At 40.9% G+C, this 22,164-nt stretch carries 26 protein-coding genes; 17 read left to right on the top strand and 9 right to left on the bottom strand.

What is annotated here, in order from left to right; all coding sequences use genetic code 11:
• Positions 1-12: 12 nt before the first annotated feature.
• Positions 13-741: a HesA/MoeB/ThiF family protein gene (locus tag F907_RS08675; protein WP_373279061.1), complete on the bottom strand. Its 729-nt coding sequence runs from the start codon at positions 739-741 to the stop codon at positions 13-15.
• A 353-nt stretch (positions 742-1,094) separates the two neighbouring features.
• Here F907_RS08675 and F907_RS08680 point away from each other — a divergent pair, with 353 nt between their 5' ends.
• From F907_RS08680 to F907_RS0118030, 5 genes are read left to right on the top strand one after another with little or no spacing between them, the layout of a single operon-like run.
• Positions 1,095-1,646: a PAAR domain-containing protein gene (locus tag F907_RS08680; RefSeq protein ID WP_016652252.1), complete on the top strand. Its 552-nt coding sequence runs from the start codon at positions 1,095-1,097 to the stop codon at positions 1,644-1,646.
• 4 nt (positions 1,647-1,650) lie between these two features.
• The gene (locus F907_RS08685) at positions 1,651-2,352 is read left to right on the top strand and encodes a hypothetical protein (RefSeq protein ID WP_016652251.1); all 702 of its coding nucleotides are present in this window, start codon (positions 1,651-1,653) and stop codon (positions 2,350-2,352) included.
• Positions 2,318-2,785, top strand: a complete 468-nt coding sequence (locus F907_RS08690) for a hypothetical protein (protein WP_016652250.1) — start codon at positions 2,318-2,320, stop codon at positions 2,783-2,785. Before F907_RS08685 ends, F907_RS08690 begins: the two co-directional genes overlap by 35 nt.
• A 41-nt stretch (positions 2,786-2,826) precedes the next feature.
• Positions 2,827-3,282, top strand: a complete 456-nt coding sequence (locus F907_RS08695; protein WP_016652249.1) for a hypothetical protein — start codon at positions 2,827-2,829, stop codon at positions 3,280-3,282.
• On the top strand, positions 3,266-3,757 hold the full coding sequence (locus F907_RS0118030; protein WP_228129555.1) for a hypothetical protein: 492 nt from the start codon (positions 3,266-3,268) through the stop codon (positions 3,755-3,757). The genes F907_RS08695 and F907_RS0118030 overlap by 17 nt, the downstream gene beginning before the upstream one ends.
• Before the next feature lie 87 nt (positions 3,758-3,844).
• Here F907_RS0118030 and F907_RS08700 read toward each other — a convergent pair whose 3' ends face one another.
• Together F907_RS08700 and F907_RS08705 are read right to left on the bottom strand one after the other, a co-directional pair.
• Entirely contained in the window at positions 3,845-4,876 is a 1,032-nt protein-coding gene (locus tag F907_RS08700; protein ID WP_016652247.1) for a lipase secretion chaperone, read from the bottom strand.
• Between the two features lie 84 nt (positions 4,877-4,960).
• A complete protein-coding gene (locus F907_RS08705) occupies positions 4,961-5,977 on the bottom strand; it encodes a lipase family alpha/beta hydrolase (protein ID WP_016652246.1) in 1,017 nt (338 codons plus the stop codon).
• 376 nt (positions 5,978-6,353) lie between these two features.
• Between F907_RS08705 and F907_RS08710 the strand changes: the two genes are divergently transcribed.
• Positions 6,354-6,929: a flavin reductase family protein gene (locus F907_RS08710; RefSeq protein ID WP_016652245.1), complete on the top strand. Its 576-nt coding sequence runs from the start codon at positions 6,354-6,356 to the stop codon at positions 6,927-6,929.
• A gap of 38 nt (positions 6,930-6,967) precedes the next feature.
• On the opposite strand, the gene F907_RS08715 is transcribed toward F907_RS08710, so the two are convergent.
• Positions 6,968-7,540: a hypothetical protein gene (locus tag F907_RS08715; RefSeq protein WP_016652244.1), complete on the bottom strand. Its 573-nt coding sequence runs from the start codon at positions 7,538-7,540 to the stop codon at positions 6,968-6,970.
• A 149-nt stretch (positions 7,541-7,689) separates the two neighbouring features.
• The gene (locus tag F907_RS08720) at positions 7,690-8,460 is read right to left on the bottom strand and encodes an SDR family NAD(P)-dependent oxidoreductase (protein WP_016652243.1); all 771 of its coding nucleotides are present in this window, start codon (positions 8,458-8,460) and stop codon (positions 7,690-7,692) included.
• A gap of 143 nt (positions 8,461-8,603) precedes the next feature.
• Between F907_RS08720 and F907_RS08725 the strand changes: the two genes are divergently transcribed.
• Complete coding sequence (locus F907_RS08725; protein WP_016652242.1) at positions 8,604-9,653, top strand: AraC family transcriptional regulator; 1,050 nt, start codon at positions 8,604-8,606, stop codon at positions 9,651-9,653.
• 6 nt (positions 9,654-9,659) lie between these two features.
• Here F907_RS08725 and F907_RS08730 read toward each other — a convergent pair whose 3' ends face one another.
• Entirely contained in the window at positions 9,660-10,304 is a 645-nt protein-coding gene (locus tag F907_RS08730) for a TetR/AcrR family transcriptional regulator (RefSeq protein WP_016652241.1), read from the bottom strand.
• Between the two features lie 58 nt (positions 10,305-10,362).
• Here F907_RS08730 and F907_RS08735 point away from each other — a divergent pair, with 58 nt between their 5' ends.
• Positions 10,363-11,238, top strand: coding sequence for an alpha/beta fold hydrolase (locus F907_RS08735; protein ID WP_016652240.1), 876 nt, complete (start codon positions 10,363-10,365; stop codon positions 11,236-11,238).
• Positions 11,239-11,404: 166 nt separating this feature from the next.
• Positions 11,405-12,037, top strand: coding sequence for an FMN-binding negative transcriptional regulator (locus tag F907_RS08740; RefSeq protein WP_016652239.1), 633 nt, complete (start codon positions 11,405-11,407; stop codon positions 12,035-12,037).
• Here the strand turns inward: F907_RS08740 and prmC are convergent.
• Together prmC and prfA are read right to left on the bottom strand one after the other, a co-directional pair.
• The gene (gene prmC, locus F907_RS08745) at positions 12,034-12,852 is read right to left on the bottom strand and encodes a peptide chain release factor N(5)-glutamine methyltransferase (protein ID WP_016652238.1); all 819 of its coding nucleotides are present in this window, start codon (positions 12,850-12,852) and stop codon (positions 12,034-12,036) included. The genes F907_RS08740 and prmC overlap by 4 nt on opposite strands.
• Positions 12,852-13,940 carry a peptide chain release factor 1 gene (prfA, locus tag F907_RS08750; protein WP_016652237.1) on the bottom strand — a complete coding sequence of 363 codons (1,089 nt, stop codon included), beginning with the start codon at positions 13,938-13,940 and terminating at the stop codon, positions 12,852-12,854. Before prfA ends, prmC begins: the two co-directional genes overlap by 1 nt.
• 238 nt (positions 13,941-14,178) lie before the next feature.
• Between prfA and yiaA the strand changes: the two genes are divergently transcribed.
• From yiaA to F907_RS08785, 8 genes are all read left to right on the top strand, one after another.
• Complete coding sequence (gene yiaA / locus F907_RS08755; protein WP_005274727.1) at positions 14,179-14,646, top strand: inner membrane protein YiaA; 468 nt, start codon at positions 14,179-14,181, stop codon at positions 14,644-14,646.
• Positions 14,647-14,883: 237 nt separating this feature from the next.
• Positions 14,884-15,312 (top strand): glycine zipper domain-containing protein, encoded by a 429-nt coding sequence (locus F907_RS08760; RefSeq protein WP_016652236.1) that lies wholly within the window; start codon positions 14,884-14,886, stop codon positions 15,310-15,312.
• Positions 15,313-15,456: 144 nt separating this feature from the next.
• On the top strand, positions 15,457-16,824 hold the full coding sequence (trhP, locus tag F907_RS08765) for a prephenate-dependent tRNA uridine(34) hydroxylase TrhP (RefSeq protein ID WP_016652235.1): 1,368 nt from the start codon (positions 15,457-15,459) through the stop codon (positions 16,822-16,824).
• Between the two features lies 1 nt (position 16,825).
• Positions 16,826-17,080, top strand: a complete 255-nt coding sequence (locus tag F907_RS0118025; RefSeq protein WP_032862083.1) for a YfhL family 4Fe-4S dicluster ferredoxin — start codon at positions 16,826-16,828, stop codon at positions 17,078-17,080.
• Between the two features lie 170 nt (positions 17,081-17,250).
• Positions 17,251-18,186 carry an ABC transporter permease gene (locus tag F907_RS08770; protein WP_016652234.1) on the top strand — a complete coding sequence of 312 codons (936 nt, stop codon included), beginning with the start codon at positions 17,251-17,253 and terminating at the stop codon, positions 18,184-18,186.
• A gap of 2 nt (positions 18,187-18,188) precedes the next feature.
• Positions 18,189-19,067 (top strand): ABC transporter ATP-binding protein, encoded by an 879-nt coding sequence (locus F907_RS08775; RefSeq protein WP_016652233.1) that lies wholly within the window; start codon positions 18,189-18,191, stop codon positions 19,065-19,067.
• 53 nt (positions 19,068-19,120) lie between these two features.
• Positions 19,121-20,137 (top strand): isopenicillin N synthase family dioxygenase, encoded by a 1,017-nt coding sequence (locus F907_RS08780; RefSeq protein WP_016652232.1) that lies wholly within the window; start codon positions 19,121-19,123, stop codon positions 20,135-20,137.
• Entirely contained in the window at positions 20,134-21,009 is an 876-nt protein-coding gene (locus F907_RS08785; protein ID WP_016652231.1) for a hypothetical protein, read from the top strand. The genes F907_RS08780 and F907_RS08785 overlap by 4 nt, the downstream gene beginning before the upstream one ends.
• A gap of 123 nt (positions 21,010-21,132) precedes the next feature.
• Here F907_RS08785 and F907_RS08790 read toward each other — a convergent pair whose 3' ends face one another.
• Positions 21,133-22,164: an ABC transporter substrate-binding protein gene (locus tag F907_RS08790; RefSeq protein WP_016652230.1), complete on the bottom strand. Its 1,032-nt coding sequence runs from the start codon at positions 22,162-22,164 to the stop codon at positions 21,133-21,135.

The following is a 22,164-nucleotide window of genomic DNA, read 5'->3' as shown; positions in this document are numbered from 1 at the left end:
TCAATTTACCGATCAAGTTGCCTGACAAACTGGACAATTTATATCTTTTTCAAATTTAAGAATACGTTGCGTTAAATTTAAGCCATTCCAAAGCAATAGTTTTTGCTTGAGTGGAGTCAAACCTAAGCCTAAAAATAGCAATGTGTGATGTGCTTGTAATGACGCTATCATTACAGGAGTGGTGGCTAATACGCCTGACTCCGTACAACGCAGCCCTTCATTGGCATGATCTTCTTTCGGAAACAGGCATTCATAACAGGCTGAATCAGCATCTACCATAAACATCTGCCCTTCAAAACCTATTGCTGACGCACTAATCAGAGGCACTTGATGTTTTCTACATACAGCATTAACCAGATAACGAGTTGTAAAGTTATCACAACCATCTAAGACTACATCTTGATGCTGTACAAGTTCATCAGCATTCGTTTCATCAAATCGTATATTTTGATAACTGACCTGTATATGCGGATTAATGTCTTGTAGATGCTTTGCCAATATTTCTGCTTTGTATCGACCTAAATCATTTGTCGTAAAGGCAATTTGTCTTTGTAGATTACTCATTTCAATCGTATCGGCATCAACAATGGTAATTTTCCCTACACCTGCACGTGCCAACAGCTCGGCACTGGTACAGCCGATTCCGCCTGCACCGATAATCAACACATTGGCGAGTTTTAGTTTTTCTTGTGCTTCGATATCCCAACCATCTAATAAAATCTGACGACTATAGAGATGCATTTCCTCATTGCTTAGCTCAAATTCGTTTTCTAAATGGTCTGACACGTGACTTGCTTCTTTATCATCAAGGGTATTGCTGATTTTAAGTCGATGTCTGCTTGGAGGAAAGGACTTATTCTTTCTCAAAGAGAATTTATATACATAACGGCTTAGCATAGCTGATATTTATTATTCTTTTGTAACTATGTAAAATCAATCACTTAATCAAATTAACTTCAAAATATGACCCATACTATCAAGGCTCAATGTTTTTAAAGTTAAACTAAAAAATCATATTATAAAAACTTACATTTCATTTAAAATTGCTTGCTATTCTGCCCCTCATAAAAATTAAATACAGGGATACAATAATTATGGCAACGCCTTATATCGTCATTGGTTGTCCGACCACAGGTGGTGGTCAAGTGATTTCTGGCAATAGTATTTTTTTAGTCGATGGTCGTGCGATTGCCTGTGTAGGAGATAAAGCCACCTGTCCCAAACATAACACTGTTGCAACGATCATTACGGGTGATCCGCATATGCAAATTTTGGGAAAAGCGGCAGCAAGAGCAAATGATGCGTTATCGTGTGGATGCAGGTTGCTCCCCATGCAAAATTTAGTCGTTGGCGATAATGCTGCTTCGACAGGAAGCAGCTCGACTCAAACCAATTCAAATCTAGTACAGGATCGTTTACTGGCGAATGATCTGGATGATTATGGAGTTAAATTCCAATTGCTTGACCGCAGTACAGGTCAACCTTTAAGTGAGCAGTATTTTAAGCTTGTCAGCCCTGATGGCAAAACAGTTGAAGGCTTTACTGATGAAAATGGATATACAGCATTAATTGAAACAGGCAAAGAAGCACAGGAAGTGGACTTAACTACCTTTGACTTATCTCAACCGATGCAATCATGGGAATAATAAAATGAATGACAATTTAAACAATCCTTATAACCGGTATTTATTCACTGATTCCCCTGCATGGGATGCTTTTCCGAATGAACAAAAGGTCTGTGTGATGACTGAACCTTTATGTAATCCGTATATAAAAGCACGTAATTACGGTATGGCTCGCCCCTACAACTTTATGATGAATGTCGATCAATGGGGACGTGTAAAAAACAGGATTGAATTACTCATGGCTATCCGCTTTGGGATGGAATGGGATACCAAGCAATATCCTGATAGCCAATTAGCAGATTTGGGTTTTCATACTCAAATGTATATTAGATTTCATCAATATGTTTTAAAACATTCCATTAAAGAAGCTGCCAAGATCGTCGCTGAGTTTGAACAGACTGCATTTAAAGTCAGATTTCTAAGTGCGTTCGCTATTGGTGATTTACTTGAACTTAGAAATTTAGACCCTTTTTCCCAAGGAAAAAGCGCGTTAACCAATTTAAACTCCTTAAAGAAAACAATAAAAAAATTGAACGTAACAGATGCTGTCAGTGAGCTATCCTCATTACAGAGAAATGGAGGACCATTACACATCAATAGAGAAATGTTTAAACAAGTATTTAAGCAAGACTACAACCCTAAAATGATTGATATTTTAAAATCGCAAGGTGTTTACAAGGGAGATCCAATTAATGTTGAAAGGGCTGCGTTTGAAAAAAATCACTAGTATAGCTATCTATCTTTCACTTCTTACAGGTTGTACAAACAATCCTTCTGTCGATGAAATTCTGAAATCTAGTAGTAAAGGGGCTGTGAATATAGTTTTACTAGATTCTGCTGTATATAGGAAAGCTACAACGAGGAAGCTTGATACAGTGACTGCATCATTATTAATGTCAACCCTAGATAAAATGGCAGTACTTAAAAGGTATGAACAAGAAATCGGAAATGGATACACGATTGAAGATACGCTAACTCTTGGTAATGTAAATGATTTCTGCTGGATTAATAATTTTCTATTAGCACACAGAAAAGAATTACCACCAAATTTGGATGATACAGATACATATCGGTGGATTGAAGCTAAGCAGAAACGCTTCAAACAGGCTATAGACATCAAGATGGACAATAAAAAAATGGAAAATGATTGCCGAATCTAAGTTCTAAAGAAGACTCTCTCAATGTATCCAAGAAGCTGGCTATGAAAGAAAATTTAACCGTTAGTCTCTGTTTATGTATTGGCTTATTAAGTGGATGCACGAACTCCTCTAATGTTAAACAGGATTTAAAATCAGGTGGTATTGGTGCTGCTGGAATGCTTTTAACTGATTCAGAGGTATATAGAAAAGCCACAGCGAAAGATTTAGATGCCATTACTCTAGCATTATTATTTTCTACATTAGATAAAATGGCAGTACTCAAAAGTTACGAAGAAGAAAGTAAAGGTGCATACCTATTAGAAGATACGTTTACTGTGGGTAATGCAAATCAGTTTTGTTGGATAAATAACTTTCTAATAAAACATAGAAAAGAATTACCACGAAATCTAGATGATGTAGACACATATAATTGGGTTGAAAAAAAGCAAAAAGTTTTCAAAAAAATGTTAGACGAATCCTTAGGTGATAGAAGAATGGATAATGATTGTCGGATCTAAATCAATCTTGAATATGATAAAAAATTTAGTCTCTAGTATTGTAGTTATTATTCTTTTCACGGCTTGTTCCAACAAACTATCCGAAGATGATTTTAGAGAAGCTCTAATAAACGGAAATTCAGGTGCAATTAAAATGTTGCTTATAGATTCTAATGTATATCTAAAAGCGACAACTAAGAAACTAGATTCTGTTACATGGGAGCTCTTAAAATCTACCATAGTAAAAATCGATGTTATCCGTCAATTTGAAGAGGAAATTGGCGGGAAATATAAAATAGAAAATAACCTAACCATTGGTAAAATCAATCAATTTTGTTGGGCAAACAACTTCTTACTTGCCCACCGGAATGACTTCCCACCTAACATTGATCACTCAAAAACTTACACTTGGGTTGAAACAAAGCAAAAAGTTTTTAAAAAGATGTTAGATGAATCTTTAGGTGATAGAAGAATGGAAGATGATTGTCGGATCTAAAACATCTTTTGTACTCGAAATGCCAATTATCCAAAATTAGCATTTCTACAAAACCGTTTAAAACAGCATATTGAATCAAACTAAGTACTACTTCCGATCATGCATCATTTCATAAGACTGCGCTCTTAATAAATCTTCTTTAGTTCCAAAGGATTGATTACGCAACTGATTAATCGACTGCTGCTTACTAGCATCTGTGGCGTCACTCTTTAAAATCTGATCACGTGCGGCCAAGTAACCGTTGACCTGTGTTTGCCATCCTGCTTCTTCTTGATCGACCTTTTCCAAACGATCCGCCGCTTCAGGCCCTAATAAACTTTCACGCATATTCCGAAGCTCTTGTGCAGAACCACCCTTTTCCCGTACCTCTTGAGTTAATTGCTGCAATTCAGAAAACTGCATCGAAACCCGAACGCCATCGGCTAGTGTACTAGGAAGCTGATCAATCAATTTCGCCAATTCAGCTGCCTTTTGCTGAGCGGTCAGGGTTTTATTGGCATGAATACGCATTTGATCAATATTGAACTGATTCAGGTTACGTTCATTACCAAATAAGGCATTAATCTCGGCTGCATTAAAAAACTGCTGCTGTATTTTATACATCTGATCAATCACTTTCTGATACCCATCAATATCGCCCGTCTTAAAGTTGCCCGTTGGTTTTATATTTTTTAAGGCATGACTATAGGCTACATATTGATCTAACAGATAACTGGCATAACTCGAAGCTGTGTCAGGTAAAGTCGCAGTAAGGTACTGTCGGATATCAGCAACTAATTCTGTTTCGGTTTTCTCACCCAAACTGGAAAAGAAATAATCGAAACAACTGCGAATACCAACCGTTAAAATTAATTTACCATTGGCATCGACCTGAATTGGACAATCAATTTCTGTACCGCGCAATGAAGCAGCCAATTCTGGCATTTTGCCTTTTTGATTATTTTGCGCGTTGGCTTCCAAGCCATTTTCTGTAAGTTGCGATTGAGCCTGTTGGTTTGGCTCATGCGGTGTATTTTGAGCATCTGGTTTAAATATCCAATAGATTAAAGCCAACAAGAGCAATAAACATACAATCAAAACTAAACTGATGGTTTTATTATTCAAAAATTTACCGTTCATAATCCCTTGCTCTATTTATCATTCTTTCTTTGTTTGAACCGTTAAACATGACAGGAGCAACGGATTGCCCCTGTCATCAATGAATTATAAGCCTAGATTTTTCAGACGATTTGCCTGAGTCCGATAAGGGGTGACCGGGTTCTGTAAGAATCCAACCAAACCGAGGATTTGATTGACTTCATCCAAATGGTTAAATGCATAATTGTCACGGATTACTGTACCCAAATGGCTCGAACAACGCGGTACCAAGCCATCATTTTCTCCAGAAATCAGTAACGATGTTGCAGTTAATGCATAGTCCATTGGATCTAATGCATTGGTAAATGGACTAGTTCCACTCCAAGAATAATAACGCACGCCATTCACCAGTTCAGTACCCGAACCACATGCAGTGGTTGGTACAGCTGCTGGGAAACGTTGGTTAAAATTGGCTGAACCACTGGTGGTTAATGAGTTTAAGCCTGCAATCGCATCTTGATCATAATAGTGCCCTGAACCAATACCCACTAACGAGAAGAAGGCATTGACCCCTGCTGCGATCACAGGTGCCAAGACTGGACCTGCAGGTGATTTAACCACTGAATCGACCACATCTGCCACATCTGAACCTTTGGTTGGACCACCGATTGCTGTGACTGACGCAACTTTGTTCGGCAACAAGCTGGCAACATAACGGACCGATTGAGAGCCATGACTATGGCCAATTAAGTTAATTTTCTCTGCACCTGTAATTGCCAAGACTTGTTTTGCCTGTAGCAATAGTTGCTCACCGCGTACTTCCGAAGAATTAAACGAAGCTTGCTGTGCAACGAAGACATTCGCACCATTACCGACCAAGTCTTCAGTAATTCCATTCCAGTATTGCAAAGGACCTACAGCAGAGAAACCTGCCATCCCATGCGCCAATAGAATTGGATACTTGGTTTTCGCATAACTTGATGTAACACTGGTGCTACCGCCGACTGAACAAGAGTTCACATTACAGTTTTGCCATGATGCCTTTGGTGCAAAAAAATCAAACAAACCCGCGTGTACCACAGATCCGCTGCTCACCACCATGCCTGCCATCAACGCCATGACATTTAAATATTTTTTCTTCACGTTTTTGCTCCTAGCATTTTTGATTTTTATTACAGAGATTTAGTCTTTTTCTTCGTATCTGGAATCATTCCGAGCATACAAACGACTGGCAAAAATAATACTCCTCCACAATTTTATGTGATTTTTAGACTAAAACAATTTGTGCCAAAATCATAACAATTCATGCCAAAATTATGATTGATCGAAAAGATTCCGATGAATGCACATTTTTAAATCATCTCCACTGTTTGTTTTAAGTTCTGACGATGAGCTGGCTTAAAAATTGGATGCTGTCCACTTGCAGTTTTAATCGTGCCTGTAAACGTTGGGAAATTGAATAAAGTTTTGCGGAAGTTTGTGTAACAATGACAGGATATTCCCACCTTTTGGATGTTGTATGCGCCACTCGGAAATAAAGGCTGTTGAACTTTCCAAAGCCTATCGCTTATTAAATCACGGCCCGACAGTTTTGGTTTCTGCTCAATACGGACAAGAACGCAATGTCATGGCAGCAGCTTGGGCCTGTGCTTTGGAATTAACACCTGCAAAAGTCACTGTAGTCTTAGATAAAAGCACCAAAACCCGTCAACTGGTCGAGCAAAGTGGTTATTTTGCCTTACAAGTTCCCTGCTATGCACAGATTGATCTGGTGCATCAACTCGGAACGATCAGTCAGTTTGAGCATCCAAACAAATTAGAAGAGTGCAAAACTGAATTGTTTTACCAAGATGATTTCCCGGTCCCACTGGTAGCAGGCAGTCTGGCTTGGCTGATCTGTAAAGTGATTCCAGAACCCCATAATCAACAGGCGCACGATTTATTTATCGGCTCCGTGATCGGTGCTTGGGCTGATTCACGCGTATTTCGCGATGGACATTGGCATTTTCAGGAAACCAGCAAAGAGTTGCGTAGCCTGCATTACATTGCAGGTGGGACATTCTATTTAATTGGCGATGAAGTTAAGGCTAAATAGTCTTTGATATCAGGCAAGGTCAAATAGACTTTGCCTTTTTAGTGATCATTGACTTTCATCAACTCACTGTACATAAGATCCAAGAATTGCTGCTGCGATTCAATTTTCTTAAAATAACGCTGATAGTTGGTACTACAGCTTTGCACATCAGCAATATTGGCTTTATTAAATGACCAATCTTTTCGATCCTTGATGCTAATTCCTAGCTCGTCATCACAACTCTGCCATAGCTGAGAAAATCTGGTTCGTTTATTTGCATCCAATTTTTTAAAGTCGGCATGTACAGAATAGCCCCGCATGGATGAATTAAAAAACTGGGAGATCATGGTGACAGGCACACCACCCCAATCAATGGTTTGATCTTTAGGTAGCAAAATATCTGTCAATTTACTTTCTGACATGATCTCAGACTGCTTTCCCTTTTTAAAAAGCTGTTCTTCATAGGTCAAAATGGTGCCAGCTGGAACATGGATTTTTTTAACCAGCATCGGTTGTTGTGTGACGTAATACGGATAATTTGGTCTTGAGTTGCCACCTGTCGGGTTCATATTACCGACACAGCCAGTTAAAGTCAGTGCCAATGCAATGGATGAAGAAATCATGGGTTTCATCGGTCTATTCCTTCTTGTTGAATCATTTTTATTATTCTTCGACCTTAAATCGAAATTGCTCTAGAAACAATATCCAATAGCGTAAACACAAAAGTATAAAAAACCGTTATGAAATGCTCTCCACAACGGCGTTTGAATAAAAGCTTAACTTATTTCGGCGCCATACGAATCGCACCATCTAAACGGATCACTTCACCATTGAGATAGGAGTTTTCAGCAATATGTGCCACTAAACGCGCAAATTCTTCTGGTCGACCTAAACGCGATGGATAAGGCACCATTTGCCCTAAAGCATCTTGCACGTTCTGTGGTAAACCCTTCAGCATTGGGGTTTCCATAATCCCTGGGGCAATGGTCATGACACGGATCGCATGGCGAGCCAGTTCTCGGGCAATCGGTAAGGTCATTGCCACCACAGCGCCTTTTGATGCTGAATAGGCCGCTTGTCCAATCTGCCCATCAAAGGCTGCCACTGAAGCAGTATTCACAATCACGCCTCGATCTTCATCACCTTCTGCAACGATATTCTTGCTCATGGCATCTGCTGCAAAACGCAGCATATTAAATGTCCCTGTTACATTGATCTGTAAGGTTTTAGAAAACATCGCCAAATCATGTACGCCTTCCTTACCCACTACTTTTGCAGAGGGGCCAATGCCGGCACAATTGATCAGACCATATACGCTGCCATGTTTCACCAATACATCTTTAAAGAACTGTTCTGCCGCAGCTTCATCCGTCACATCCAGTTTTACAAATTCTGCTGCTGCCCCCAAGGCTTGCGCTTGTTGTTCTCCAGCATCGACATTCATATCGACCAACGTGACCGAAGCGCCCTTTTCAACCAAGTATTCCGCTGTTGCTGCACCTAAACCTGAACCGCCACCTGTAATAACAAAATGTTTTCCCTGAATTTTCATTTACGTTTCCTATCAAATTAAAGATATAAATTTTTATCACTAAGCCTAAAGGCAACTTTTTTCCGATACAATTTCAAAAAGTAGCAAATTTAATGCAACTTTTGAGCATTCGATCTAATTACTCTCCTGTATTTTATTGATATATGAATAAAAACCTAAACTTTGATCTTAATTCAGCTAAGGACACCATTTCAAATGCTTTGATTCGTGAAGCGTTGAGTGTCGCCGCAAGTCGTGGTTTAAATATTGTCAATATCGCCAATCGTGCAGGCATTTCAGCAGAATTACTGACCTCATCCAAAGCGCGTGTGCCCGTGACACAATGTGCGCAGTTATGGGTCGAACTTGCAGAAAGCATGAATGATGAGTTTTTGGGCATGGATCGCCATCCCATGCGCCGAGGCAGTTATCGCCTATTGGCAAAATTAGCCTTCAATGCCGAAACCTTAGAGCAAGCCATTCATGAGATTTTAAAATTCTTGAGTCTGGTACTCGATGATATTCACGGTGAATTGGTACAACGCGGTTCCAAGGCTTATCTGATCGTGCACGATCGTGAGCATCCCAAACGGATGTTCACTTATTCAACCTATCTGATGCTGGTGCATAGTTTGATGTGCTGGTTGAGTGATCAGCGTATTGGCTTTCATAAAATGAGTTTTCGATGCCATCCACCTGTGGAACTACAAGATTATCGGGTGCGTTTTTGCGAAGATATTCAATTTAATGCCGAGCAAAACCAAATCGAGTTTGATGCCCATTATCTCAAGCATAAAATAAAGAAAGATAAACAGGCGCTCAATGATTTTCTACGGCACACACCTTATAACCTGATCGTACGCTTTAAGAATGAGAACTCGTTAAGCTTGCAAATCCGCCGCCAATTGCTGTTACAACCGCCATCGCAGTGGGATGAGTTGAAAGAGATTGCACAGCAACTGAATATGTCAACCGCCACCATTCAGCGTCGCTTAAAGCAGGAAGGTGTCAGTTATCAGCAACTCAAAAATGACATTCGCTGTGATATCGCGATTGAACGACTAAGCAAAAGTAATGATTCAATTCAAAATATCAGTGATGATCTGCATTTCCATGATCCAAGTGCGTTCCATCGTGCCTTTAAGAAATGGACGGGGGTCAGTCCGGGTACTTATCGCAGCAAAAGCTTAAAACGCACCATAGACGACACATAGTTCATTTTATCCATTGGGCAGGATTTTCACTAACAGCATGTCTAAACCGAGATTAAAAATCTCATCATAATGCGGAGCTGTCCAATACGGCATGGCCTGTGCCAATAAAGGATAGTGCTCTGATCGTTGCTCGGGATTGATTGGCTCAAGCGCTGAATTGCCCAATTGATAGCCTTTTGCTTCGTCAATGCCTGCGCCAATTAAATAATAATTCAAAATTCTGAGAAAATAGCTGCCCTGTTGAATGGATAAGCCTGCATCTTTAAAAATCGCTAAAAGTTGATTCATAAACTGACTACCAACATGGGTATTTAGTTGATGAATTGCCAACACAGGAAAGAAGTTTGGATAGCGCTTTGCTAGGGAACGCCATTGTTGTGCGATCGAAATCAGCTGTTGTTTGATCGTTCCTTCTTTATTTTCGAATTGAATCGTTATAATCAGAAAATCGACAATTTCATCAAAAATCTGCTCTTTATTTTTGAGATGATAATAAATACTCATCGGCTCACAATTCAGTCTTTCTGCCAGTTTACGCAAACTAAATTTTTCCACACCAATCTCTTCAATCAGCGCAATTGATGTTTTCACAATAAATTCTTTTGACAAACTCCCCTTGGTTTTCGCCTTCTGATGAGTGGTATTTGACATAAAAATAATTACCTTGTAATTTACCTTACAGTGTAAGTTTAATAAAAAGAGATTAAAAATGTATCACACTCTGCAAAGTTGGCATAAGACTGGAAAATATTTTTCTTTTCATAATTTTAATATTTTTTATCAGTATTCAAACAAAGCTGGAGCTGACACGTTATTTCTCATTCATGGCTATCCTACTAGTTCTTATGATTGGTCAAAAATCTGGGATACGCTCTCAGAGCAATATCAACTTGTTGCGATTGATTTATTAGGCCTCGGATTTTCAGATAAGCCAACACCCTATCCCTATTCGTTTCAAGACCATGCCAATCAATGCATTGCATTAATCGAACACTTAAATTTAGAAAAAGTTCATTTAATCGGACACGATTTAGGTGTGGGCATCATTCAGGAGTTATTGGATCGACAACTGCAAGGAACGTTGAAGTTCGCAATTCAATCTAGTGTTTTTATGAATGGCAGTTTGTTTGCAGAAGCATATCGCCCGCGTTTAATTCAAAAATTAATGGCTTCTTTTTTAGGTCATTTAATTGTGCTACTTATTTCACTACCTGTTTTTTCAAAATCGATGCGACAAATGTTTGATGCAAACCATCAACCCAGCACTGAAGAATTAAAACAATGGTATGCACAACTCAACTTTAATCAAGGCAAAAAAATCATGGTCAGTTTAAATCAATCCATTTTTGACCGATTTAAACACCGTGATCGGCTGGTAAATGCCATGATCAAGAGCCCAATCCCCATGTTACTGATCAATGGTAAAAATGATCCAAATTCTGGGCAACATATGGCGCTTCGTTATAAAACCTTGATTCCAAATCCACAGGTGATTGAGCTAGAGGATTGCGGACACTGGACCCCTTGGGAACAACCGAACAGGGTGAAAAAAGAACTGATGCAATTTTTAGCAAAACCGTCTTAAAGCAATCCGCTACACAGTAAAATTCATCATCACACTGGCCGTTAAATCAGTAGGACAAAAGACTCTAATCAACGTATGATGAGCTCAGTTTTCGCTCTCTCGACCGATTGCTTGAGATAAGGAAATAACGCGGAGCATTCCATTTGCTTTTCAAGGATTTATTTAAATGTATTTACCTAAAATATTTGAAGAAACAGATCTTGAGAAACTCTATCAATTGATTCAGGACTATCCTTTTGCGACTTTAATTAGCCATAGTGCTGAAGGCTTGGAAGCCAATCATTTACCCTTTCATTTATTGCGTGATGAGCAAAATAAAACAGCAACACTGGTTGCACATATTGCCAAGAATAATCCGCTGCATACACAAATTGAAAACGGCGCTGAAGTTCTTATTATTTTTCAGGGGGAGCAAGCTTATATTTCACCAAACTGGTATCCGAGCAAGCAGCAACACCATCAACATGTGCCGACATGGAACTATCAAGTGGTTCATGTCAAAGGCAGCATTCATTTCTTACATGATGAAAAAGCCCTACGTGGCATTTTGGCTAAACTGACACGGACTCATGAAGCCAAACAAGCAACGCCATGGAAAATGTCGGATGCGCCAAGCGAGTATATTGCTCAGGAACTACAAGGGATTGTGGGCATTGAAATTCAGATTTCACGCATCACAGGCAAGTTTAAGCTGAGCCAAAATCGAGATAAAGTAGATGCACTAGGGGTTGTAAGTGGACTGCAACAACAAGGTGACAACCGATTAGCCGATGCAGTACAGCAATATATTGAAGATTAAACGGGCTTTCGTCCTAGACTGACACGATCATTGCCACCATAGTCCTGAATGGTCTGGATCTGCTCAAAACCTTGTTGCTCAAAAATATCTCTTACTGCTTGGCCTTGGTCATAGCCATGTTCAAGCACAATCCAGCCACTTGGTTTAAGCCAATCACTGCCTTGAGTGATAATGATCTCAATATCCGCCATGCCTTGCTTATCTGCTGTTAAGGCACGTTCAGGTTCAGACTGGAGCTTTTGCATATGCACATCTTCAGGATCAATATACGGCGGATTCGATACAATCAGATCAAACTGTTGTTGCTCTAAAGCCTCAAACCAAGCACCACAGGCAAACTTCACCTGCATGAGACCATGTCGAACCGCATTGTCCTGCGCTACCTCTAAAGTCGGCGCATAGATATCAGTTGCCGTCACTTGCCATTGAGCGCGTTCACTTGCGAGCGCTAAAGCAATCGCACCTGTGCCTGTACCTAAATCGACAATATTGGCCTTTGCATCAAGTGGCAGTTTTAACACTGTTTCGACCAAAATTTCAGTGTCTGGACGCGGCACCAAAGTGTCATGGGTAACTTTTAAATCGAGGGTCCAAAATGGTTGTGAACCTGTGACATAGGCCAGAGGTTCACCCTGTTCAATTCGAGCCAGCCCATCCAAATAAGCCTGCTCCTGCATTTCAGTCAACTCTTGCTCAAGTCTTAATTTGAGTTCTAAACTATTTACACCCAAAAGATGTTCGAGTAGCCATGCCGCCTCCTGACGTTCATAGCTATCAATTTCACCTTTGATTTCTAAGGCTTGAGCAATATTCATTAGCCGCCATTTTCCTGTGCAAGCATTGCCAACTGATCCGCCTGATATTCACGATGCAAGCTGTCCAGCAATTCAGTTAAATCACCTTCCATAATCGCGTCTAACTTATATAAAGTCAGGTTGATACGATGGTCAGTCATACGACCTTGTGGATAGTTGTAGGTACGGATACGCTCAGAACGGTCACCAGAACCGACCAAATCACGGCGCATTTCTGAAGTTGCTGCATCAGCGGCTGCACGTTTGGCATTTTCTAAACGTGAGACCAACAACGCCATCGCTTTGGCTTTGTTCTTATGTTGCGAACGTTCTTCCTGACATTCCACCACGACACCCGAAGGAATATGGGTAATACGCACCGCTGAATCAGTTTTGTTAATGTGCTGACCGCCTGCACCAGATGCACGATAAGTATCAATACGTAAATCGGCTGGATTGATTTCTACCGTGGTATCTACATCCACTTCAGGCAGAATCGCAACGGTACATGCTGAGGTGTGTACACGACCTTGAGATTCAGTCGCAGGTACACGTTGTACACGGTGTGCACCACTCTCAAATTTCAAACGACCATAGACGCCTTCGCCATCAATACGGCAAATGATTTCTTTATACCCGCCATGCTCGCCTTCATTTTCAGAAAGCACTTCAATACGCCAACCTTGTGTTTCAGCGTATTTGCTATACATACGGAATAAATCGCCTGAGAAGATCGCAGCCTCATCACCGCCCGTTCCAGCACGCACCTCAAGATAGGCTGCGTTGGCGTCATTTGGATCTTTCGGAATCATCAACACGTTTAACTGCTCTTCAAGCGCAGCCAATAGTGCTTTATTTTCTTTGATTTCTTCTTCTGCCATATCTTTGAAATCAGGATCTGATTTCATCGTTTCAGCCGTTTCGATATCTTCTTCCGCTTGACGATATTTGCTCCAAACCTCGGTGATTTCAGTTAAATCATTATGTTCACGAGACAGTTTACGAAAACGTTTATTGTCCGAAATTACTTCTACATCAGCGAGTAATGCAGTCAGCTCTTCGTGACGATCACAAAGTTGATCGAGTCTTAAACGGAGTGATGCTTTCATGGGCGGAATATCTCAAAATCTAAAGACTCAGTGCCGATGAAGCACGAGCAAAATCAAAAAATTGCGCATAGTTTACAGACTCCACCGCTTAAAAGACATAGAGAAACTGGCGAACTTACCATTCCACACCCATTTCATCACAAATTGTTCAGTTTTAGTTCTCAGTGCTTGTTCTCTGATCAAGGCTTATATATAAATAATGAAGGACAAATAGAAAGATAAAACAATAGGATAATTTATGAATAATTTTATAAACCGTCCCACTTCAGCCTTTATCGCTGCAAGCTGGGTGGCCTTACTTGCAGGTGGCATCGGCTTTATGATCGGCCTCTGGAATACCAATATGCCCTTGCATGAAAAAGGTTATTATCTGGTGATCTTACTTTATGGACTGTTTTCCGCCGCATCGTTACAGAAAACAGTGCGTGATCAACTCGAAGAGATTCCCGTCACGGCGATTTACTATGGACTCTGTTGGGCTTCAATGGCCCTATGTATCGGACTACTTTTAATAAGCTTATGGAATGCCGAACTCAGTATGAGCGAAAAAGGCTTTTATATCATGTCATTTCTATTGAGTCTGTTTGGTGTAGTGGCAACCCAAAAGAATATTCGTGACTTAAACTATCTACGCCTACAAACCGAACTCAATCCGCGTCAACTCAAACTTGATGAGCAAACGATAAAAGATGATCAATTAGATTAATTAAAAAATGAATGGAACCTTAAAATAAGGTTTCATTGTTTTTGTGCACTTATTGACTATCTTATTGTTTAATCGAACTTAACTCGCATTCTGCTCTATTTAAAGAAACAAAACACTACAATCCAGACACCAAAGAGTAATAATTCAGAAAAGCTTCTCCACACTTTCATACTCAAATTTTGTTACATTTGCAGCCATGAAAAAGAGGTCCGATGAATTGCGGACACGGAGTCAAAAATGAAATTAAATGCTTGGTTATGTGCTGCTCTATTTGCAAGCTCATCATTGATTACTGCTGCTCATGCTGATAATGCAACCCGTGTTGCAGCAACATCTGCGCTTGGTAGTGTTGTAGGTACTGCAATTGGTAAAGAAATTGGCGGAAACAGTGGTGCAATGATTGGTTCTGCTGTCGGTGGTGCTGGTGGTGCTGCTGCTGCAAGTAGCAAACGTACTCGTACCGAAGCTGCTATTGGCGGTGGTCTAGGCGGCGTCGGTGGCTATACTGTTGGTAAAAACATCGGTGGTAGCACGGGTGGTTATATCGGTGCTGCTGCAGGTGCTGCGGGCGGTTCTGCACTTGGTCGTAAAGTCGGTCAAGACCGTTATTATGACAATCAGCAATCTAAAAAATACAAGAAAAAAAGAAAGCATCGTTATCACTAATTTAAAAAGCACCTTCGGGTGCTTTTTATTGCTTCAGCCTTTCCTAAACACCAATAAAATCCTGAGCAAAACACTAGGTTGAATCCATGTTCTGAACTTTAATAGAATAATCCCATATTTTTTATATGCCTTTTATGCTGCATCATGAATACTGAATTACTCTCTCCTGCCGGTTCCCTTAAAAATATGCGTTATGCCTTTGCTTATGGGGCTGATGCCGTCTATGCAGGCCAACCACGTTATAGCTTACGCGTCCGGAACAATGAATTTGACCATGACAATTTAAAAATCGGGATTGATGAAGCCCATGCCTTAGGCAAAAAGTTTTATGTGGTGGTGAATATCCAGCCGCATAACAGCAAACTGAAAAACTTTATCCGCGACATTGAACCGATTATTGCCATGCAGCCCGATGCGCTGATTATGTCTGATCCCGGTTTGATTATGCTGGTACGTAAACATTTTCCTGAGATGCAGATTCATCTCTCGGTGCAAGCCAATGCCATTAACTGGGCCACGGTAAAATTCTGGCAAGACTATGGTTTAAGTCGGGTGATCTTGTCACGAGAACTCTCACTGGAAGAAATTGCAGAAATCCAGAACCATGTCCCAGAAATTGAACTGGAAGTATTTGTACATGGTGCCTTATGCATGGCCTATTCAGGCCGTTGTCTGTTATCAGGCTATATGAATAAACGCGATGCCAATCAAGGCGCCTGTACCAATGCCTGTCGTTGGGATTATAAAATCCAGGCAGCACAAGAAGACGCCAATGGTGACGTGATTCCAGTTCAGCAAATCGCTACTCATCAGCAGTGTTGCTCACAGCCATCAAAAACGACAGATACGGCGCAAACTGTTTTGGTGCAGCGTAATGATGAAGAGATGTTTGCCGCTGAAGAAGATGAGCATGGCACTTATTTTATGAACTCCAAAGACTTACGCGCGGTGCAACATGTAGATCGTCTAACTCAGATCGGTGTGGCCTCGCTCAAGATTGAAGGTCGAACCAAATCTTATTTTTATTGTGCCCGTACGGCACAGATTTATCGCAAAGCCATTGATGATGCACTCGCAGGCAGAGTGTTTGACCCAAGTCTAATGACTCAACTGGAAGGTTTGGCCAATCGTGGTTATACCGAAGGCTTCTTGCGCCGCCATGTGCATAGCGATTATCAAAATTATACCGATGGTTCATCGCATTTTGACTATCAACAATTTTGCGGTGAAGTGATTGGACGCAATGGTGACCATATTCGGATTGAGGTAAAGAACCGCTTTGTGGTTGGTGATTCACTTGAGTTAATGACACCCAAAGGCAATCTCCACTTTCACTTGGAACAGATGCGTGATCTTAAAGGCAATGCCATTGAAAATGCCAAGGGTTCAGGCCATATCGTGGAAATTCCATTTTCCCCAGACATCGATATTGAATATGCACTGTTGATTCGTAATCTGCCCCATGCCACAACCGAGTTACGATCTGCGGCTTTGGCCTATTCGGCAGATTAAGATGGCACTCATCATTACCAATGCATGTATCAATTGCGATATGTGCTTACCTGAATGCCCCAATCAAGCGATTAATGAAGGTGCAAAAGTCTATGAAATTGATCCACAACGTTGCACTGAATGCATCGGTTTCTACACAGCACCCACCTGTCTTGCTGTCTGTCCCATCGATTGTATTCAGCCTGACCCAGCGTGGGTTGAATCTCCTGATCAACTGCTGATTAAATTCCATAACCTGAATCGATTCAAGCATTAAAGACTTGATTACAGATAGGCACAAACCCGTTAAAAGCATGGAAAAGTGCCTATCCTATCCTCAACGCAAAACAACTCATCATGATTTGCCCTTTTAAGCTCAGTACTGGCATCAAACTTGCTAATTAGTATTACGTTTTATTCAATTAGTATTACTACGGGTGTGCACCTATGCATCATTCAGTATTGTCAAAAAGGAAAAAGCTTTATTTGGGTTTGGGGTCCTTTCTAATTCCCATTCTGATCTGGAGCTGTGTCAGTTACCTACCTTTTATGTGGCATCCACAAGTTCAAATTATCAATGCAGGCTCAGCCACTTATCTACAGGCAGGCACCCGAATAGATAAGCAGGCTTATTATGCAGAGGCACAAGATGCCGTCAATCAAGGCAAAACACCGCCTACAGGTATTCTGGTCAATCCCATTTATTTGCCTGCACCGCATCAAGTGGCGAAGGCCTTATTTACCTCTTTTACCACACCTCCTCAACAGGCAGATGCGCCGTGGTTGCATCAAAGTCTATGGCACAGTATCAAGATTGTATTTACAGCGTTTTTTATCTCTTCATTGATCGGTGTGCCATTGGGCATCCTGTGTGGCTTTTCCAATACCATTTCCAAGCTGACTGAACCCTTTGTCGAGTTCTTTCGCTACCTGCCAGCACCTGCCTTTGGGGCATTAGCAGTGGCGATTTTAGGCATTAATGATGCCCCGAAAATTGCCATTATCGTGATTGGTACCTTATTTCAGCAAATTCTGATCATTGCCAATACCACTCGAATGGTTGATCGCGGTTTGGTTGAAGCAGGCTATACCCTAGGTACTAATAAGCTCAAAAGCCTGTTTCATGTGGTGATTCCTGCGGCACTACCTGATATTTATCGTGATCAACGAGTTTTGCTCGGTTGGGCGTGGACCTATTTGATTGTGTCGGAACTGATTGGTGCCACCTCAGGAATTACTTGGTTCATTACCCAACAAGCACGTTATCAGAACTTTGATAATGTCTATGCTGCCATCCTGATTATCGGGGTGATTGGACTGTTGTGTGATTTGATTTTAATGAAACTGGGTAGCTCCCTGTTTAAATGGAAAAAAGGAGTATAAATATGACGGATAATTTCGATACCAAAGCCTATTTTGAGCATATTTATACGCGTCCAGTGATGTTGGAAACCAAGCAACTGACGCAAATTTTTCAACATGGCACATCTGAGCGCACGGTGCTCAACCAAATTGATTTACGTATTCATAAACGTGAGTTTGTCTGTGTGATTGGTCCTTCTGGCTGTGGAAAATCAACATTAAGTCGTGTGGTTGCAGGTCTAGATGACTACCACAGTGGTGAGGTTCTGGTAGAAGGGCAAAAAATTAAAGGCCCAAGTTCAGAACGTGGCATGGTGTTTCAAGGCTATACCTTATTTCCATGGAAAACTGTTAAAGAAAATGTGATGTTTGGCCCTTTGATGAAAGGCATCAGTCAAACCCGTGCCGAAGAAATGGCACGTGAGTGGATTAATATTATTGGCTTAGAAAAATATGAAAATCAGTTCCCACATGAACTTTCTGGTGGGATGAAACAGCGTGTCGCCATTGCCCGTGCTTTGGTCAATGAACCCAAAATTTTACTCATGGATGAACCCTTTGGCGCGCTCGATCCCTACACCCGACAAAAAATGCAAAAGCACTTGATGGACTTGTGGCAAAACATTGATATCACTATTTTATTTGTCACGCATGACATGGATGAAGCCATTTTATTGGCAGATCGTATTGTGGCCTTAAAAGCCAATCCAGGCGAGATCAAAGAGATTATCGAGGTGAATTTACCACGCCCACGAACAATTGAGCTGATGCATTCGCCTGAATTTAAAAAACTACGGCATCGGGTTGATCTGTTGGTACATCACCAAGAGGAACAACTCGACCCTGCACTACAAGATTTACCTAAAATTCCACGTATGACCCAAATGAGTACACAGAAATAAAATAGCGTTTGGGACGACCCAATCCGCTTCATTTATTGCTGGACGACCAGCCAATGGTGAATCTCATGAACCATGATTATGTATTGCCCTTAATTGATATTTCACTCCTCAACAGTGAGCGTTTAGAAGATCGCAAACAGGTGGTCAAGCAACTTGATCAAGCCTGTAAGGACATTGGCTTCTTATACATTCAAGGGGAACAATTTCAGCCCGAACTGTTCGATCAATTAAAACAAGTTGCACAGCACTATTTTAGCCAAGACCAAGCCACTAAAATGCAGCATTATATTGGTCTTTCCGAAAATCATAGTGGTTATGTGCCAATCGGTGAAGAACAATTCAAAGCCAATGTCTATGATTTAAAAGAATCTTATGACATTAATTATGACTATCTCGGTGAGCTGCATCGTCGTCCTTTACTCGGTCCAACGCTATGGCCAGAGGATGCAATCTTTAAGCAAAGCGTCCTAAATTATTATCAACATATCAAAACCATCGGAAATCAGCTATTTAAAGCTTTTGCTTTGGCACTTGAGCTGAATGAAGACTTTTTTGAACCGTATTCAAAGCATGCACCAAGCCAATTAAGGCTGATTCACTACCCTTATAATCCCGAGGCAGAAGATCAATCAGGCATTGGTGCACATACCGACTATGAATGTTTTACCCTTTTATTTCCAACGGCTGAAGGTTTACAGGTACTGAATAAACAAGGTGAATGGATCGATATTCCCTTAATTGAAAACACCATGGTAATGAATATTGGTGACATGATGGAAATCTTATCCAATGGCCGTTATCTGGCAACCAAGCATCGTGTTCGACGAGTGCAACAGGAACGCTATTCTTTTCCGCTGTTCTTCTCCTGTGATTATGACTATCTGATTCAACCGCTCATCTCCAATGAAGCGCCGTTATACCCGCCAATGAAAGGCGGTGAACATCTATTCAATCAGACCGCTCAAACCTTTATGTACCTCAAGCAACGCATTCAGTCGGGTGAGTTGGTACTTGAAAATGCCCGCCCGCTGTACTCCTTTGGTTTAAATGAACAAGGAGCAGGTGAATGAATCTAATCAACTTACTCACGCAACTTGAGCCAACAGCAATGGATGATCACTTGCCCTTACCCCGCTATTTACTAGGATGCTTTAGACGCAAAAGTATCAGCTTCTTTAATGGCATGACGGACGAAAAAACCATTGTGTACTGGTTTCAGTCCAAATCTTTCAGTATTGACCTCCGACTGGTCGATGCAAATCAAACAGCGCTACACGAACGACAGGGATGGATTGGTGATACCTTATGGGATCCAGATCGTGAATTACTCTCTTGGCAGATTCATCAAAACTATCAGAATCATATTCAATGGCCTGAGCCAGCGAAACTCTACCCGATAGGCAACAGTATTTTAGAGTTTTCACCTTCCCATGCCTATGTTGAGGATTGGCGGCAACAGGCTCAACAGGGTTTATTTTTAGGGTTACGCCTCTTTCAGATGCAGCATGTGGTAACGCAAAAGATAGTACTTATGGACGGTGGCTTGGTGATCAGCGATCAGCACATGGCTTATGCTCAATCACGCCTTCCAAAACAACAAAAGCAACTGAAAAATGGGTCAATTGATCACCCTGAAAATGTTCCTAAAGTGATCGAAAGCTATGAAGTCTCGGTTGCTTTAAATGGTTCTTCTATTGGTTTTAGTACAATCAGTAATCGTTTACAGCAATCAATTTCACTCGATGATTTTGAAATAGAAGATTCCAATACCCTGACCCAACTGAAACAGATTGAAGGTGAACTGTATCGACTTTATTTTCATCTGGATATGTATCAACCTGATTTTGTATTTAATACCACAACCGCAACCACCACGGATACACAACAATGGCTGGCTGCTGAGCAAAAGCATTTATTAAAAAATGCCACGCGATCTTACTAATCCTGTTTCTATCTGATTGATCTAGACAAGGACAATCAATTCTTTAAAAAGATTGTCCTTCAGATTTTAAAATCCAGAAATAAAAAAAATCGTTCTATGAGAACGATTTTTTTTATAAATTAGCTATTTCAACTCATCCACCAAAGCTGGATAAATCAAACCATCTACATCCACTTCAGTTTTATAAATCCCATTACTGACATTGAATTGATTGACGTGATAGGTTGAACCATAAATCGAGTCAAAGCCTGTTCTCTTCTGGAACACTTTCTTATTCGCTGCGATATCCAGTAAATGTGTCCCCTCAATGAATTGCTCATATTGCTGAGGATCAACACCAACACGATTGGCCATGATCTTTACGGCATCTGCGTGGGTTGTAGGGTCTTGGATGTATTTCACCGTTTTATCCCACACTTGGATCAGCTTTTTCCAGTCCTCTTGATGCGCCGATAAATGAGTTGGATTCACCGCAAGCGTATCGTAGATCAAACCTGGCTTATCTTTGGAACTATAAATAATCTTGGAACCCGCCACTGCTTTTAACGCTTGATTGGCAACGGGTTGCCATACTGCAATCGCAGCAATATCCTGACTGCCAAACACTTGAGGAAGTTCATTGGTTACTGAATTGACCAGCTTAATATCTGAGAATGGAATCTTGGCATCGGTCAACGCGGTTGATAATAACAGGTGATCCACCAAGCCCTTTTCCGTTGCAATGGACTTACCTTTTAAATCCTGAATACTGTTAATACCATTCTTGGCAATAATGACATCATTACCCGCAGAATAATCCGTCACCATAATGATCATGCCCTTGCTCCCGCCAGAGGCATTCACCAAATTATCGCCATTGGTAATAAACACCGCATCGAGTTGATTGGCAGCAAAAGCAGAGATTGAGGCTGAATAATCAAACCATTTAAATTCAACATTTAAGCCTGCATCTTTGAGCCAACCTTTTTCAATCGCCACTTGCCAAGCCACCCAACCCGGCCAATCACTATACCCAATCGTAATAGGCGTGGTTGTTGCTACATCTTTGGCCTCGGTCGCTTTCTCCGCCGTTGGCACTTTTGCCGAATTATCACACGCGCTAAGCACCAGCCCGAACAGCACTGAAACAGATAACGTTGCTATTGCTTGCTTCAT

The organism is Acinetobacter colistiniresistens, assembly GCF_000413935.1.
Lineage (GTDB): Bacteria > Pseudomonadota > Gammaproteobacteria > Pseudomonadales > Moraxellaceae > Acinetobacter > Acinetobacter colistiniresistens.
Note: the sequence above shows the minus strand (reverse complement) of the source record. Positions and strands in the feature narration are given on the sequence as shown.

What these genes read in the sequence shown, in the direction of transcription:
- F907_RS08695 (WP_016652249.1), top strand. Translation starts at nt 2,827, where the DNA reads ATGAAAGAAAATTTAACCGTTAGTCTCTGTTTATGTATTGGCTTATTA.
- F907_RS08780 (WP_016652232.1), top strand. Translation starts at nt 19,121, where the DNA reads ATGGTGAATCTCATGAACCATGATTATGTATTGCCCTTAATTGATATT.
- F907_RS08710 (WP_016652245.1), top strand. Translation starts at nt 6,354, where the DNA reads ATGCGCCACTCGGAAATAAAGGCTGTTGAACTTTCCAAAGCCTATCGC.
- F907_RS08680 (WP_016652252.1), top strand. Translation starts at nt 1,095, where the DNA reads ATGGCAACGCCTTATATCGTCATTGGTTGTCCGACCACAGGTGGTGGT.
- prmC (WP_016652238.1), bottom strand. Translation starts at nt 12,852, where the DNA reads ATGAATATTGCTCAAGCCTTAGAAATCAAAGGTGAAATTGATAGCTAT.
- F907_RS08775 (WP_016652233.1), top strand. Translation starts at nt 18,189, where the DNA reads ATGACGGATAATTTCGATACCAAAGCCTATTTTGAGCATATTTATACG.
- F907_RS08685 (WP_016652251.1), top strand. Translation starts at nt 1,651, where the DNA reads ATGAATGACAATTTAAACAATCCTTATAACCGGTATTTATTCACTGAT.
- F907_RS08675 (WP_373279061.1), bottom strand. Translation starts at nt 741, where the DNA reads ATGCATCTCTATAGTCGTCAGATTTTATTAGATGGTTGGGATATCGAA.
- F907_RS0118025 (WP_032862083.1), top strand. Translation starts at nt 16,826, where the DNA reads ATGGCACTCATCATTACCAATGCATGTATCAATTGCGATATGTGCTTA.
- F907_RS08760 (WP_016652236.1), top strand. Translation starts at nt 14,884, where the DNA reads ATGAAATTAAATGCTTGGTTATGTGCTGCTCTATTTGCAAGCTCATCA.
- F907_RS08740 (WP_016652239.1), top strand. Translation starts at nt 11,405, where the DNA reads ATGTATTTACCTAAAATATTTGAAGAAACAGATCTTGAGAAACTCTAT.
- F907_RS08700 (WP_016652247.1), bottom strand. Translation starts at nt 4,876, where the DNA reads ATGAACGGTAAATTTTTGAATAATAAAACCATCAGTTTAGTTTTGATT.
- trhP (WP_016652235.1), top strand. Translation starts at nt 15,457, where the DNA reads ATGAATACTGAATTACTCTCTCCTGCCGGTTCCCTTAAAAATATGCGT.
- F907_RS08790 (WP_016652230.1), bottom strand. Translation starts at nt 22,164, where the DNA reads ATGAAGCAAGCAATAGCAACGTTATCTGTTTCAGTGCTGTTCGGGCTG.
- F907_RS08785 (WP_016652231.1), top strand. Translation starts at nt 20,134, where the DNA reads ATGAATCTAATCAACTTACTCACGCAACTTGAGCCAACAGCAATGGAT.
- F907_RS08715 (WP_016652244.1), bottom strand. Translation starts at nt 7,540, where the DNA reads ATGAAACCCATGATTTCTTCATCCATTGCATTGGCACTGACTTTAACT.
- F907_RS08720 (WP_016652243.1), bottom strand. Translation starts at nt 8,460, where the DNA reads ATGAAAATTCAGGGAAAACATTTTGTTATTACAGGTGGCGGTTCAGGT.
- F907_RS0118030 (WP_228129555.1), top strand. Translation starts at nt 3,266, where the DNA reads ATGATTGTCGGATCTAAATCAATCTTGAATATGATAAAAAATTTAGTC.
- F907_RS08730 (WP_016652241.1), bottom strand. Translation starts at nt 10,304, where the DNA reads ATGTCAAATACCACTCATCAGAAGGCGAAAACCAAGGGGAGTTTGTCA.
- F907_RS08735 (WP_016652240.1), top strand. Translation starts at nt 10,363, where the DNA reads ATGTATCACACTCTGCAAAGTTGGCATAAGACTGGAAAATATTTTTCT.
- F907_RS08725 (WP_016652242.1), top strand. Translation starts at nt 8,604, where the DNA reads ATGAATAAAAACCTAAACTTTGATCTTAATTCAGCTAAGGACACCATT.
- F907_RS08770 (WP_016652234.1), top strand. Translation starts at nt 17,251, where the DNA reads ATGCATCATTCAGTATTGTCAAAAAGGAAAAAGCTTTATTTGGGTTTG.
- F907_RS08690 (WP_016652250.1), top strand. Translation starts at nt 2,318, where the DNA reads ATGTTGAAAGGGCTGCGTTTGAAAAAAATCACTAGTATAGCTATCTAT.
- yiaA (WP_005274727.1), top strand. Translation starts at nt 14,179, where the DNA reads ATGAATAATTTTATAAACCGTCCCACTTCAGCCTTTATCGCTGCAAGC.
- prfA (WP_016652237.1), bottom strand. Translation starts at nt 13,940, where the DNA reads ATGAAAGCATCACTCCGTTTAAGACTCGATCAACTTTGTGATCGTCAC.